This is a genomic window from Exiguobacterium sp. TDN 0502 (assembly GCF_050846835.1).
In the GTDB taxonomy this organism is placed as follows: Bacteria; Bacillota; Bacilli; order Exiguobacteriales; family Exiguobacteriaceae; genus Exiguobacterium_A.
On the sequence record NZ_JBOZGJ010000008.1, the window covers coordinates 12436 to 26728 of the forward strand.

General features: G+C 50.5%; 15 protein-coding genes and 2 riboswitches. Of the genes, 9 read left to right on the forward strand and 6 right to left on the reverse strand.

The window, feature by feature from the left end:
* Positions 1-115 precede the first annotated feature (115 nt).
* From ACRPK8_RS09700 to mtnK, 5 genes are read right to left on the reverse strand one after another with little or no spacing between them, the layout of a single operon-like run.
* Entirely contained in the window at positions 116-1120 is a 1005-nt protein-coding gene (locus tag ACRPK8_RS09700; RefSeq protein ID WP_432238046.1) for an ABC transporter permease, read from the reverse strand.
* Positions 1117-2625, reverse strand: coding sequence for a sugar ABC transporter ATP-binding protein (locus ACRPK8_RS09705; RefSeq protein WP_432238047.1), 1509 nt, complete (start codon positions 2623-2625; stop codon positions 1117-1119). The genes ACRPK8_RS09700 and ACRPK8_RS09705 overlap by 4 nt, the downstream gene beginning before the upstream one ends.
* Positions 2622-3701, reverse strand: a complete 1080-nt coding sequence (locus tag ACRPK8_RS09710; RefSeq protein WP_432238048.1) for a sugar ABC transporter substrate-binding protein — start codon at positions 3699-3701, stop codon at positions 2622-2624. Before ACRPK8_RS09710 ends, ACRPK8_RS09705 begins: the two co-directional genes overlap by 4 nt.
* Positions 3702-3712: 11 nt before the next feature.
* Positions 3713-4762: an S-methyl-5-thioribose-1-phosphate isomerase gene (gene mtnA / locus ACRPK8_RS09715; RefSeq protein ID WP_432238049.1), complete on the reverse strand. Its 1050-nt coding sequence runs from the start codon at positions 4760-4762 to the stop codon at positions 3713-3715.
* The gene (mtnK, locus tag ACRPK8_RS09720; RefSeq protein WP_432238050.1) at positions 4759-5925 is read right to left on the reverse strand and encodes an S-methyl-5-thioribose kinase; all 1167 of its coding nucleotides are present in this window, start codon (positions 5923-5925) and stop codon (positions 4759-4761) included. Before mtnK ends, mtnA begins: the two co-directional genes overlap by 4 nt.
* A 78-nt stretch (positions 5926-6003) precedes the next feature.
* Positions 6004-6107: riboswitch (SAM riboswitch) on the reverse strand.
* Positions 6108-6312: 205 nt separating this feature from the next.
* Positions 6313-6414: riboswitch (SAM riboswitch) on the forward strand.
* 70 nt (positions 6415-6484) lie between these two features.
* Between mtnK and ACRPK8_RS09725 the strand changes: the two genes are divergently transcribed.
* From ACRPK8_RS09725 to ACRPK8_RS09750, 6 genes are all read left to right on the forward strand, one after another.
* Positions 6485-7675: a 2,3-diketo-5-methylthiopentyl-1-phosphate enolase gene (locus ACRPK8_RS09725; protein WP_432238051.1), complete on the forward strand. Its 1191-nt coding sequence runs from the start codon at positions 6485-6487 to the stop codon at positions 7673-7675.
* On the forward strand, positions 7672-8331 hold the full coding sequence (locus ACRPK8_RS09730; protein WP_432238052.1) for a 2-hydroxy-3-keto-5-methylthiopentenyl-1-phosphate phosphatase: 660 nt from the start codon (positions 7672-7674) through the stop codon (positions 8329-8331). Before ACRPK8_RS09725 ends, ACRPK8_RS09730 begins: the two co-directional genes overlap by 4 nt.
* Positions 8328-8948 (forward strand): methylthioribulose 1-phosphate dehydratase, encoded by a 621-nt coding sequence (locus tag ACRPK8_RS09735; RefSeq protein ID WP_432238053.1) that lies wholly within the window; start codon positions 8328-8330, stop codon positions 8946-8948. The genes ACRPK8_RS09730 and ACRPK8_RS09735 overlap by 4 nt, the downstream gene beginning before the upstream one ends.
* Positions 8949-8964: 16 nt before the next feature.
* Positions 8965-9501 carry a 1,2-dihydroxy-3-keto-5-methylthiopentene dioxygenase gene (locus ACRPK8_RS09740; RefSeq protein ID WP_432238054.1) on the forward strand — a complete coding sequence of 179 codons (537 nt, stop codon included), beginning with the start codon at positions 8965-8967 and terminating at the stop codon, positions 9499-9501.
* 124 nt (positions 9502-9625) lie between these two features.
* Positions 9626-10114: an arsinothricin resistance N-acetyltransferase ArsN1 family A gene (locus ACRPK8_RS09745; RefSeq protein ID WP_432238055.1), complete on the forward strand. Its 489-nt coding sequence runs from the start codon at positions 9626-9628 to the stop codon at positions 10112-10114.
* 60 nt (positions 10115-10174) lie between these two features.
* Positions 10175-10930 carry an MBL fold metallo-hydrolase gene (locus ACRPK8_RS09750; protein ID WP_432238056.1) on the forward strand — a complete coding sequence of 252 codons (756 nt, stop codon included), beginning with the start codon at positions 10175-10177 and terminating at the stop codon, positions 10928-10930.
* A 49-nt stretch (positions 10931-10979) separates the two neighbouring features.
* On the opposite strand, the gene ACRPK8_RS09755 is transcribed toward ACRPK8_RS09750, so the two are convergent.
* On the reverse strand, positions 10980-11618 hold the full coding sequence (locus tag ACRPK8_RS09755) for a pentapeptide repeat-containing protein (protein WP_432238057.1): 639 nt from the start codon (positions 11616-11618) through the stop codon (positions 10980-10982).
* Between the two features lie 175 nt (positions 11619-11793).
* On the opposite strand from ACRPK8_RS09755, the gene ACRPK8_RS09760 reads away from it, so the two are divergent.
* From ACRPK8_RS09760 to ACRPK8_RS09770, 3 genes are read left to right on the forward strand one after another with little or no spacing between them, the layout of a single operon-like run.
* Positions 11794-13116, forward strand: a complete 1323-nt coding sequence (locus ACRPK8_RS09760; RefSeq protein WP_055970209.1) for a DNA polymerase thumb domain-containing protein — start codon at positions 11794-11796, stop codon at positions 13114-13116.
* Positions 13100-13429 (forward strand): YolD-like family protein, encoded by a 330-nt coding sequence (locus ACRPK8_RS09765; protein ID WP_432238058.1) that lies wholly within the window; start codon positions 13100-13102, stop codon positions 13427-13429. The genes ACRPK8_RS09760 and ACRPK8_RS09765 overlap by 17 nt, the downstream gene beginning before the upstream one ends.
* A 51-nt stretch (positions 13430-13480) precedes the next feature.
* Entirely contained in the window at positions 13481-14293 is an 813-nt protein-coding gene (locus tag ACRPK8_RS09770; protein WP_064300621.1) for a ZIP family metal transporter, read from the forward strand.

Here is a 14293-nt window from a genome sequence, read left to right on the forward strand (position 1 = left end):
TTTCAGAAGCGACATGCGATCGTTCCCTCTACATTGGTAATCATTCATGTGCATCACCATCCTTTCATATATTGAATATTACCGAATATGTTATAAATGAAACGTCGAATTTCAATTATTTTTTCCGATATCGCGCATACGTTGTCGCGAGTGCGATCGCAAGGACAAGTCCTTTGATGATGTTCAAGGAATAGTATGGAACAGACAGCATGACGAGACCATTTTCAAGAATCCCGACGAGACAGGCACCTACGAGTGTACCGAGCGCATTCGGTTTCCCTTGTCCCGCGAACGACGAGCCAATGAAGGCGGCTGCGACTGCCGGCATCAAGTAACCGGAACCGGCATTGATTTGCGACGATCCGACCTGTGAAGCGAGTAAAATCCCACCGACGGCAGCAAACAATCCAGCGATTAAGTAAGCAAGCGCCCGGTAACGATTGACGCGGATCCCGGTCAGGCGTGCGGCTTCCGGATTCCCACCGATGATATAGAGAAAACGACCGTGTCGCGTATGACTTAAGAAGACATGCGTCACAGCGACGACGATGAGCATGATGACGATGATCCAAGGTGCTTGACTGATTTTCGTGAATGCCTCCGGAATCGTGCCGACTGTTGGTGTGCCGTCCAGGCGTGGCATCCCAGCACTGATTGAACCGCCCCCCGTATAGGTCATCGCCGCTCCTTCAACGATGAACATCGTCGCAAGCGTCGCGAATAAATCCGGAATCTTGAACCAAACGATCAGTAGGATGTTCAGTAAGGCGACGCTCAGCGATAGGATCAGTGCCAGACCAATCGAGACGCCAAGCGGCAGACTATACCAGACGAAGAACGAGACGACGAAAGAACTCGCAAGTGTTGCGGTCGAGCCGACAGATAAATCAAATCCATTGACCGTCAACGAAACAGTTAATCCGATTGCGATGATCGTCACGATCGAGATGCTGCGTAAGATATTAATCAAGTTCGTCCCTTGCAGGAAGGTCGGAGCCGTCGTCGCAAAAAACAGGACCAGAGCAAGAATCGCGAGGACGATCCCCCAGTCGTTCAAGAATCCGAGGATGGGACGTAAGCCTTTCCCTCGGTTCGTTTGTTTCGATACTACCTCATTCATCGTTGCCCTCCTCCTGTCGCATACCACAACAAGGTTTCTTCTGACGTGTCCGCCGTCTGCGTTTCATGGACGATTCGTCCATCAAACATGACATAGATCCGGTCCGTGACGGTCAGAAGTTCATCCCATTCACTCGTCGCGTAAAGGATTCCCTTTTGTTGCTGCGCGAGTCCATCAATCAGACGATAGATGTCTTGTTTCGCTCCGACGTCGACACCTTTCGTCGGTTCGTCCAAGACGAGCACGGAGACATCCGTCAGTAACCACTTTCCGATGGCGACTTTTTGTTGATTTCCACCGGATAGCTGTCCCACTTCCTGCGTCACGTCTGCTACTTTAATGCCCAGCTCCTTGACCCATTTCGATGCCTGATCTGCTTCTTTGCGACGGTCCATCAGCCCCCAACGGTTGACGAAATCACGGGCTGCTGCAGCCGTCAGATTCTCAGCGACAGAATCGGCAACGAGGATGCCTTCTTTTCGGCGTTCTTCTGGAACGAGGCCGATTCCCGCTTGAATCGCGGCTTGTGGATTGCGAAGGCGATGGGCTTTTCCACCTATCCGAACCTCACCGTCCTGAAATGGACGGTCGCCGAACAATGCTTTGCATAATTCGGTTTTGCCGGCACCGACAAGACCTGCGATACCAACGACTTCCCCTGCTTGAACCGTCAAAGAGATATTATGGACGTCCGTATTCGTTGCGTTCTTGACCGTCAGTACATTTGTCGCATTTGCCCGAGATGTTTTCGCGACAGACGTAAGCTTACGCCCGAGCATCAACTCAACGACAGCTTCCTTCGTGATGTCTGTCAAAAGATGTCGTGAAATCAGTTGACCGTCGCGCATGACCGAGATGGAATCACAAATGTCATACAGTTCCTGGAGGCGATGCGAGATGAAAATGATCCCGAGTCCCCGCTCCGCTAAACGTCGCACGACCGAAAAAAGGTGGCTCGTCTCCGCCTGACTGAGCGGTGCCGTCGGTTCATCCAAAATCAAAAAACGGCGTTCCTGGACGAGAGCGCGGGCAATCAACACGAGCTGTTTTTCAGCAAGCCGCAACTCTTCGACGCGTGCCTTGACGGAAATATCCGCCTGTAATGCTGCTAACGCTTCTTTCGCACGTTTTATGTAACGGCGTTGGGATACCAAACCGGTCATCGTTCCGTCCGTCAACAGATCGAGACAGATATTCTCAGCAACCGTCAGATACGGAACGAGCGCCACATCGACCTCTTGTTGGACGAGGTCGATTCCAATCTGTTTCGCATCACGCGGTGACATGATGGATAACGCCTTCCCGTCGAGACGAATCGTTCCTTCGTCCGCCGTTTCCGCTCCGGATAAGACTTTCATCAACGTCGACTTCCCGGCACCATTCGCACCGACAAGTGCGTGGATTTCACCGGATTTCACTTCAAACGAGACCTGTTTTAAGGCTTGCACTCCTGGAAACGCTAGTGAAATTCCGGTCATCTCCAAGTGATGATTGGTAGACGTCATTGTTTCTGATGGACGTCACGCAACCGGTCCATCCACGGTTCATTGAATTTTTCCGATGTACTCCATCCTTTGATGATCGTATCGAGATTGTACATTGTCGTATCCTGCTTCAACGCCTTCTGCTCCACAAGTTTCGCGTCGAGATCAAAGCTATCCGGCGTCTTCTCACCGGCGATTTTCTTGGCCAGTAATCGCATGTCCGTTTGTCCGATCAAGAACGGATCTACCGCACTCGTCGAGACCCAGTTGCTCCCCTTCTCACGCATCAGGTTGATATCCTGATTCGAGACATCGATCGAGATCAGTGGGATTTCTTGACGTTTATTATCCTTGAGCGATTTGTAAGCGCCTTTTGCGACTTCGTCCCACGCTCCCCAGACCGCATCAATGCTTCCTTTCGGGTATTTCGCGAGAATCGCATTCATCTTCGTTGCGATATCGCCTTGGACGTCTTGGAAGTTCGTTGGTCCGACCGTCTCGAGTGTTTTGATCTTACCGTCTGCTTCATACGTCTTATAGATTTCCTGACGGCGATCGAGCGGGGCAAAACCTGGTCCGAACCACAGTTTGATGACACGGACCGGCTTTTTGTCCGTCACCTTCGTCACTTCATCGAGCGATAGCTTCGCGAGTTGATGATCGTTTTGGAATGTTTCCGTCACGCCTTTTAACGCCGTTCCTTTTTTCTTCGTGACCGTATCGAATGTTACAACCTTCAGTCCTTTATCGACCGCTGGTTTGATCATGTCATAGGCGTAGTCTTCCTTACCGTGCGAGATGATGAGCCCGTCATAATCTTGCTGAATCGCTTGCGCGACCAGTTCCTTGAACTTGACGTCATTGCCTTCCGAGATGAACGTGCTGACTTTAAAGCCGAGCGCTTCGCCTTCACTGCGAGCGCCATCAAGGAATTGTTTCGTATGATCGTCCGATGCCAGGTTGCGGATGACGGCGATCTTGACGTCCGATTGAACCCCTTTGGGTACGTCCTTGACGACCTTCGTCGTCGCTTCTCCATTCGCACAAGCTGCCAGTAACAGCGCCGGCGCTAGGACGGCGTAAGCTAATTTTTTCATGAAGTATCTCCTTATCCTAAGGGTTGAAGCCCCGTTAATTGTTCGATCGTTTCTTCATTCGGTTGTGTGATGACACCGAGTTCCGTGATGATGCCCGTGATCAATGTGTGTGGTGTGACATCAAACGCTGGGTTGAAGACGGCGACGCCTTCCGGTGCTGTCGCAATACCTTGGACAGTCATCACTTCTTGCGGATCACGTTCTTCGATTTCGATCGCGTCTCCGGAAACGAGCGAGAAATCAAACGTCGAGAGCGGTGCTGCGACGTAAAACGGAATCTTAAAAGCTTGAGCGAGCAATGCCAATTGGAACGTTCCGATCTTGTTCGCCGTATCTCCGTTTCGTGTAATCCGGTCGGCACCAACGATGATCGCGTCGATCCGTTTTTCTTTCAACGTATGGGCGACCATGTTGTCCGTAATTAACGTGACATCGATGCCAGCACGTTGCAGTTCCCACGTCGTCAGTCGTGCTCCTTGCAGTAACGGACGCGTCTCACTCGCGAAAACGGATAATTCAATGCCGCGTTCTTTTGCGATATAGAACGGCGCAAGTGCCGTTCCATAAGCAGCGGTCGCAATCGATCCAGCATTACAAATCGTTAGGATTCGGTCGCCCGACTGGAACAATTCCAACGCATGAATCCCGATTTGACGTGACGTCTGCGCATCCTGGTCATATAAGGCGACCGTCCGTTTTTCTAACCGTTCGCGGATCTCTTCTACCGACGTTCCGTCTTGAATGATTGGATTCAACTGATCGAGGACATTTCGCAAATTAACGGCCGTCGGTCGTGTCGCGAGTAACGTCGTCGATGTCTCAAGCAAGGTTTGTTTGTAGACCGGAAGCGCCGCTTCAAACCGGTATGCTTCCTGAACGAGTACGAATCCACCGAATAAGCTGATCGCAGGTGCGCCCCGGACACGTAGTTGCTTAATCGCTTCGACCGCTTGCGCGAGATCGGTAATGACTTCATAGTGTTCTTCTTGCGGTAGACGTGTCTGATCAAGAATCGTCAAGACACGGTCTTCGTAACGGATACTTTGAACGAATGTAGTCATCGGCTGAGTTCCTCCGTTACGTCAAAGTTCCGTAAATCATCGAATGTCCGGCATTCGGTCCGCCGTTTAATCAAGGCAGTACCAAGTCGTAAGGCATGACGTTTCCGCTCTAAGCGTTCCGTCGTAGAACCGATCGATTCCAGATCAGCGACCGGCGCGAGACCAATCGTCCGCCGAATCAATTCGCAACCGGCGAAGCCAAGGGCATCCTGTAAGATCGTACTCAGTACATCGTCGACGAGTCCCGATGTCTGGAACGGTTCGACAGCTTCCCGTTCCCATAAGGCACGGAACGTCGAAGCGAACGTCAGCCAGAACGTATCGATGTCCCGAATCCGGGCATCACGAAGTGCTGAATAATCCGGATATGCCGCAAAGAATAAGTGGGCGATGAACTGTCCAACATCGAATCCGAATGGACCATAGAAGGCGAATTCAGGGTCGATGACTTTCGTTTCTGTCGCCGAGGCGAAGATGCTTCCAGTATGTAGATCGCCGTGTAACAACGCGTCCCCTTTTGTGATGAAGAGCGCTTCAAGTTTTGCGACTTCGCGTTTTAACTCATCGTCTACCCATAAATGAGCCACCTCTTCTTCGAGTCCTGCCTCGATCTCGTTCGTCTCCGCATCATGGAATGGATCGGTGAAGATTAACTTTTCCGTGATGTCGCACAGATCCGGATTGTAGTACGTCCGGGCGACGCGTTTCTTTTCAACCGGACCAAGCGCAAAGTCCGATGTATGGAACAACGTCCGAGCGAGATAAGAACCGATATGTTCTGCAAGAAACGGATACTGTTCACCTGCAAGTAAACCGCTTCGAACGATCGTCAGATGTGAAAGATCTTCCATGACCGTATACGCCTCTTCGTGACTGGCATGAAAGACACGTGGTACGAACGGTACGGCGTGCCGCGCGAATTCACGGAGTGCGGATTGTTCGATCCACGCCCGCTCGAGCGATAACGGCCAGCTCTCGCCGACGACTTTCGCGTAGGGTAGTGCTTGTTTTAGAATCAATCGATGTTCACCCTCCCGAATCCGAAAAACGAGGTTGAGATTGCCGTCACCAATCTCTTCTGCTTCGACGGCTCCGTCGCCGATCAGTCCTAATGAGCGGACACGATCAATCGCGTCCTGTTCTGTAAATGCTTTGTATGTCATCTCAGTTTCCCCCTATGTGATACACGAAAAAGCGCCTCTTTTCGTCATCGAAAAGAGGCGCAGGAAAGTCACTGCATCCTCTTATCTCTCAGACGAAACGTCTGTTGGATGTAGCACCGTGCCTAGTGGTCGGTTGCTGCGGCGTCATCGGGCCAATTCCCTCTGCCAACTCGCGATAAGAGTCGTATGTAGTTGTCGTGTGTGATATTGATTTGAATCTTACGCAACCCTCTTCCCTGCTGTCAAATCGAAATCAAGCAGAAACGGATCGCATTTTTAAGCCATCTATAGAAAGAGTATTTTCAAAAAAATAAATTTTCTAAAATTAGTTTGACAAGTGACGATTCCCATGCAAAAATTGCAATTAGATTTCACAATTTCATCCAATTCTTATCAAGAGCAGACGGAGGGACAAGCCCTACGATGTCGCAGCAACCGACCTTTTGGCACGGTGCTAATTCTTGCAGCTACTAAGCTGACAGATAAGAGTCCACGTTCGAATCATTCATGGTCTCTTGTCGCTGACGAGAGACCATTTTTTTGTTGAAGGAGGAAAGACATGACTTATATCACTGCTACTTATCAATTGACCGTTCGCGATCGACTCGAACAACGCGCTGAACAACTCGCGCTTGGTCTGACAGTCGGTTCTTGGACGGAACTGAATCATCTCGAACAACAACAACTCGCCTCGTTCAAAGGGGAAGTCGTACATACGGAAGAGCGCGACGGTAAAGGCTATATCACGATTCGTTATCCGGAACACAATGTATCGCGCGACTTTTCTGCGATCTTGACGACCGTCTTCGGGAAACTCTCACTCGACGGTGAAATCAAATTAACGGAATTGCTACTACCCGATACATTTACGTCGGACTTTCCAGGTGCGAAGTTCGGCATCGAAGGGGTCCGTTCCTTAATCGGTGTCGAAGATCGTCCACTGTTAATGAGCATCTTCAAAGGGGTCATCGGACGCGATTTATCGTTCCTTCGTGATCAACTTGAAGGACAACTTGCTGGTGGGATTGATCTCGTCAAGGACGATGAGATCCTATACGACAATCCGTTGACACCAACGATTGATCGGGCACGAATCGGACGTGAGGTCATCGATGCTCACTTCCACCGGACCGGTAAACGTGCGTTATACGCGATCACACTCAGTGGTCCCGTCTTTACGCTCAAAGATCAAGCTAAACGATTGATTGACGCTGGCGCAACTGCTTTCTTGCTGAACACCTTCACTTATGGACTCGACGTCTTACGTGAACTGGCACGTGATCCCGAGATCAACGTTCCAATCTTCAATCATCCGGCATACAGCGGTGCGTTGATTGCTAGTCCGAACCACGGAGTCGCAGCGCCTGTTTTACTTGGCACATTACCACGTGCTGCTGGAGCCGACTTGACGTTATTCCCGTCGCCTTACGGCAATGTCGCTTTGCCAAAGGATGTTGCTCGTGGCATAGCGGTCGAAGCTACCCGTCTCGGTCAGACGAAATCGATCTTCCCGGTTCCTTCAGCCGGTATTCATCCTGGACTCGTCGCTCAACTCGTACGGGACTTCGGTATCGATTCCGTCATCAACGCCGGCGGCGGCGTACACGGTCATCCGCAAGGTGCTGCGGCTGGTGTCATTGCTTTCCGTCAAGCACTCGATGCGGCACTCGCAAATGACTCCCTATCGACAGCAGCATCGCGTCATGAAGAATTGCGGATTGCGCTCGACGCTTGGGGGATCAAGTCATGACCGTACGGATTCTTTGTGACTTCGACGGTACGGTGACGACACAGGATAATATCATCGCGCTCATGCAAGCATTTGCGCCAGCGAGTGACTTCGAACCGTTGAAGCGTGGCGTACTCGACCGGACGTTATCGATTCAGGGTGGTGTCGGGCAGATGTTCGCACTTCTGCCGTCTGACGGAAAAACAGCCTATCTTGACTTTTTGTTGGAGCGTGCAGTCATTCGCGACGGATTTTCGGAATTGCTTCAGTACAGTCGTCGTCAAGGCATCGATTTTTCGATCGTCAGCGGTGGCATGGACTTTTTCGTCGAACCGATCTTAGCGCCATTCCTCGAGCAAGAGCAGATTTACTGTAACGTTGCCGATTTCAGTGGTCCATTCGTCCATATCGATTGGCCACACGCCTGCGATGCCGATTGCACGAACGGGTGCGGCTGTTGTAAAACGTCCGTTGCCCGTACATTGCGCAAAGACGGTGACGTCATCATCGTCATCGGTGATTCGGTAACAGACTTCGAACTTGCGAAACAAGCGGATCGTGTCTATGCCCGTGATTATCTGATTACGTTATGCGAAGAGAACGATATCGCCTATACACCGTTTGAGACGTTCCACGATATCGTTCATGATTTGACACGATCTGAGGTGACGATATGACATTCATGCGACGGTACGAAGAGCTACGCGCCATCAAACAAGAGCTTGCAGCGCGCGATTGGTTCCCTGGTACGAGTGGTAATCTCGCCATCCGGACGTCTGGTATTCCGGTTGAATTCCTTGTGACGGCAAGCGGAAAAGATAAACGGCAGACGACTCCTGACGACTTCGTGCATGTCGATGCGACTGGTCAATTGATCGGTGAGCAACCCGGTCGCCCTTCCGCAGAGACATTGCTCCATGTCGAAGTGTTCAATCGCACAGACGCCGGTTGTTCCCTGCATGTCCATACGATTGCGAACAATGTGATTTCGGAGTTATATGGCGATCAGGGAAGTATCACCTTTTCCGGTCAGGAGATCATCAAGGCACTCGGACACTGGGAAGAGGATGCGACGGTCACGGTGCCGATCATTCCGAATCACGCTGACATCCCGACGCTTGCTGCTGCTTTTGCGCCGTATGTCACGGCGGATAGTGGTGCCGTCCTGATTCGGAATCACGGAATCACGGTCTGGGCACCGACCGCCTTTGAAGCGAAGAAACACCTCGAAGCCTTCGAGTTTTTATTTAATTATACGTTGACGTTGCAATCATGCCGTCAATCCATTCATTAAGAGGAGGAACCAGCTCATGGCAACAGTCTTATTTCAGGAAACAAACACACGGTATACGGATCAAACGGAAGTCACAGAATTCCTTACTTCACGCGGCGTTCTATACGAACAGTGGGACGTCTCGAAACTCCCAGCGCCTCTCGTTGAGAACTTCACACTGACGGATGAGGATAAACAAACGATTCTTGATACGTTTGCCCCAGAAATCAAGGATGTCTCGGAGCGTCGTGGGTATCAGACAGCTGACATCATTTCGCTGTCGGATACGACACCGAACCTTGACGAGTTGCTCGTCAATTTCCAGAAGGAACATCACCACACGGATGATGAAGTCCGGTTCATCGTCAGCGGTCACGGCGTCTTCGCAATCAAAGACGAAGAAGTCGGCTACTACAACATCGAACTCAATCCGGGTGATCTGATTTCTGTTCCGGTCAACACACGCCACTACTTTACGCTCCAGGAGGACCGAAAAGTCGTCGCAGTCCGAATTTTCGTCACGACAGACGGTTGGGTTCCAATTTATGAAAACGAGACATCAACGGTCTCATAAAGACGACAAGCGCCGATTTTCTTCTATAGGAAGAGACTCGGCGCTTTTTCTTATCGCACAAACATATCACTACATTGCCACGTAACCGATATAATGAAGGAAAAGTGATGAGGAAGTGAGCACCATGCATATCCGTCCTGTAACGGAACACGACTTACCTGCAATTCTAGCTATCTACAATGAAGGCATCGAAGATCGGATTGCAACACTCGAAACCGATCAAAAGGATTTATCGTTCATGACCCAGTGGTACGCAGAACGAACGGAGCAATATGCCGGATACGTCGCAGAGGATGAAACTGGTGTCCTCGGCTTCATTTCCCTCGATCCGTATAATCCACGTCCTGTCTACGCGACAGTCGGTGAGATTTCTGTCTATATCACCCGGACACACCGGGGACAAGGCATCGGGACACGGTTGCTGGAAACAGCAGAGCAACACGCACGCGATCATCAGTTGCATAAACTGATCCTCTTCACCTTCCCGTTCAACAAAATCGGACAAAAACTCTATATCCGTTCCGGGTTCCGGATTGTCGGGACGTTCAAGGAACAGGGACGTTTGAACGGCGAATACGTCGATGTCATGGCGATGGAGAAACGCTTACGGTAGGATTCGTTAAATGCCAGACGGGGAATAGTCAATCCGAGTCAATTAGAGAGGATGAACCTGATGGATATTCAACAAATTCGCAATGCGACACTCGTCGTCACGTATGCCAATCAAGTGTTACTGATTGATCCGTTTCTCGGTGAAAAAGGCAGTTTGCCTCCCTTCGGACAAACACCGAACGCTGTCGAAAATCCGCTTGTCGACTTGCCGGTCGACGTCACGACACTGCTCGACCCCGATGCTGTTTTCGTGACCCATTTGCATGCCGATCATTTCGATGATGCCGCAAAAAAACTATTGCCAAAGCAACTGCCCCTTTATGCCCAACAAGAAGAGGACGCACAGCAAATCCGGGAGGCCGGCTTCACGAACGTCATGTCTTTTGATTCCGGTGTGACGATCGGTGATATCCAGATCCACCGGACTGGTGGAAAGCACGGTGTTGGTGACATCGGCGAACGGATGGGACATGTTTCAGGTCTCGTCCTTACGCATCCGGACGAACCGACGCTCTATATCGCCGGGGATACGATTTGGTGTGATGAGGTCGCGCACGCGATCGAACAGCATACGCCAGACATCATCGTCGTCAACAGCGGGGCTGCCCAGTTCCTGACGGGCGAACCAATCACGATGTCACAACGCGATCTCCTTGCCGTTCACGAAGCAGCGGCGGAAGCAACAATCATCGTCTCGCATCTCGAGTCCGTCAATCATTGTCTCCTGCGGCGCGACATGATTGCCGACTTTTTAGCAGCTTTTCATCTTTCTTCTCATTTCCTTATTCCGGACGATGGCGAAACGATGTCATTTTAAGAACAAACAAAAAGTCTCTTTTCGAAATTCATCGAAAAGAGACTTTTTGTTATGGAATGACCAATCCTAATAACCGGGCAAAGGCGACTGCCTGTTCTTCCGTAATGACAGCACCCGGTAAAAATCGCGGATCGATCGTGATACCAGAGAGTTCCGTCTGCCGGAGATCGAGCCCCTTCAACGGCGTTTCAATCCATTGGCTATCGGTAAGCCGGACCGCTTCGAGTTTCCAATGGGTCGGTTTCACTTCGAAGAACTGTGCTTCTTTCATCGTCGTTTCATTCCAGTGTTGATGACGCACCGTACTACGAATGAACTGTGCGTAATCCACAAGCCCTTCCTGAATCGTCAGATGGTCAAGCGTACAATCTTCGAATTGTATTCCTGTCATCCGGCATCCGACGAAGGACACACGGTGAAAACGGGTTTCTTGGAAATGACATCCCGTTAAATCACATTGCTCAAAATGAACGTCCTCGAACGAACCGCGGTCAAATGTGAGATTCGCGAACGAGACATTTTGAAAACACACTTGATAGGTGTCAATACGTTCTGTCAGATCAGCCGGCATCGGCTCCTTTTCGTAACGCGCTCCTTTCAGGTAAGGATCGTCGATTTCGACTTGATCGAACGTCTCTGCCTGAAGCGTCTTCGGTAATTCTGGTAAACGGATACTGTTCTCTTTCATAGAGATTCCCCCTTTATTCTCTCCCTTAGTGTATCAAACTCCTTTTGTATGGGGGTAAATCGTTCAAATTCCGCCTTTTTCAACAGTTTTTATTTTGAGACACTTTGAGACCATGCTATAGTCAAGGAAAATCAAAATAAGAACATACGTTCTTTTATGTAAAGGAGTGATTCAAATGTTCCCTTCAGTCGTTTTACCACAGGATAAACGTATTTTTTGCGTCGATAGTGTTTCTTTTTATGCCAGTTGTGAATGCCAGTATCGCAATCTCCCTCCTTTAACGACACGCCTTGCGGTCGTCTCCGATTTGAAACGAAGCGGATCCGTCATCCTCGCCGCCACGCCTGCTTTAAAAGCGCTTGGAATCAAAACAGCTGGTCGCCTGTACGAAATCGAGCAATTACCCTACGCCGTTCGTCGTACGATTCAACTCGTCGAACCGCGTATGCTCGCTTATATGAAGACGTCGATTCGTGTCCTTGACGTCCTGCACCAATTCGCCCCACCGGAAGCAATTCGCGTCTACTCAATTGACGAAAGCTTTATTGATATGACCGGAACCGATCGCCTATTTGGTTCCGACCTGCAAGCTGCCCTTAAAATTAAAGAAGCGATCCTGAAACAGACCGGCATCCACGTTCGGATCGGGATTGGTCCAAATAACGTCATCGCAAAACTGACGCTCGATTTAATCGGGAAAAAAGAAGGTATCGCGCGATGTGGATATGCTGATGTCGCACGACGTCTTCATGACTTTCCGATTCGGAAGATGTGGGGAGTCGGACACCGGATGGAGCAACATCTGCAGATGATGGGAATCGAAACAATCGGTGATCTTGCCATGCGCCCTGTCGAAGAGTTACACGAACGCTTCGGTGTGATCGGTGCTGAACTGTGGCATCACGCTTGGGGACTCGACGCGTCACCGACACTGCTTCCCCCGCGTCATCTGTTCGAGAAAGCCCCTCAACGGACGATCGGACACGGAGTCACTCTGATGCAGGACTATTATCAATTCGAACGCATCCGAAATGTGCTCAATGAACTGGTGCAGGATGTCGCCGCACGTTGCCGCTTTTCGAATCAAGTCGGCTGGACAGTCCACATCGGTGTCCGTTATTCCCGAAACGTCGTCCGAAGCGGCTTCTCGCGTCAAGTCCGGTTGCCTTACCCGACATCCGATGAACGCATCATTCTGCGTCACGTCTTACAATTATTCGAACCGAATTGGCTCGACGGAGAACCTGTTCGATTTTTATCCGTTGCAGTCGGTCATTTGACTGCCGATCAAGGCACCTTACAGTTGTCTTTGTTCGAGGATAATGCGCGGCTCTGGAAACGGCGACGGTTATTAAAAGCAATGGATGTCGTCAACCTTCGCTACGGAAAAGGAACGATTCGCCTCGCTGTCTCATTTCTTGATACGAGTGTCGCCAAACGTCGCCTTCGTTTCGTCGGCGGTCATCCGGGAGGTGATCTTCATGACAGCGTATCGTGATCGGGGAAATTTAAAATGGATTCCTTTTCTCATGCCGGAACATTTGCAACTGCTGCGGGAATATTATGTCCAGATGCATCAGCTCGACTTGCCTGAAATCGATGAACAGTTGCAAGAATCGTGGCACTTTCTGCTTCAAGAAGCTTTAATAGAAGGAAACGAACTTGAAATCACGTATTATAAGGAAAGTAGCTACGTGACGGTCGTCGGTTTCGTGGAACGACTAGAACCGGAACGTTCCGTTCTCTTTCTACGTGGTCGTGAAGTAGTGGAAATTCCTTTCACACGAATCGTCCGGATCGAAAACGGGTAAGTTCTCATACAGATGGATGCTTTAAATCGTGCCCGGAAAGAAGGAATAGTCATGTTGGATTGGTTTACTTCCCTCCCCGTCGTCGTGCAAGCATTGCTTGCCGGAATGATGACGTGGGGGTTAACCGCACTTGGTGCGGCACTCGTCTTTGTCTTTACGACGATTGAAAAACGCGTCATGAACATGATGCTCGGTTTTGCTGCTGGCGTCATGATTGCCGCGTCATTTTGGTCGCTGCTTGCTCCTGCGATCGAGTTCACAGAGCAGGATGGTGGAATCGCTTGGATTCCTGCCGCCGTCGGTTTTCTCGCTGGTGGATTTTTCGTCCGTTTGCTCGACTTTGTCACACCTCATTTGCACTTATCTGCACCACTCGAGACGGCTGAAGGTCCTTCAACAGGACTCAAGAAAACGACGTTATTATTTCTTGCGATCACGTTGCATAACATTCCAGAGGGTCTTGCAATCGGTGTCGCCTTCGGTGCCGCCGCTCTGAACATGGACGGTGCGACCGTCGCCGGTGCCTTGACACTCGCACTCGGTATTGGGATACAAAACATGCCGGAGGGGGCTGCCCTATCGATTCCATTACGCGGTGAAGGGATGTCGCGTCGGCGCGCCTTTCATTACGGTCAATTGTCAGCAATCGTCGAACCGATTGCCGCGATGGTCGGGGCTGCTGCTGTTTTCTTCGTTCAACCGCTTCTACCGTATGCGTTATCGTTTGCTGCCGGAGCAATGATCTTCGTCGTCGTCGAAGAATTGATTCCAGAATCACAAGCAGAGAACGGATCCGATTTAGCAACGCTTGGTCTGATGGTCGGTTTCACGGTCATGATGATTCTCGATGTCGCACTCGGGTAA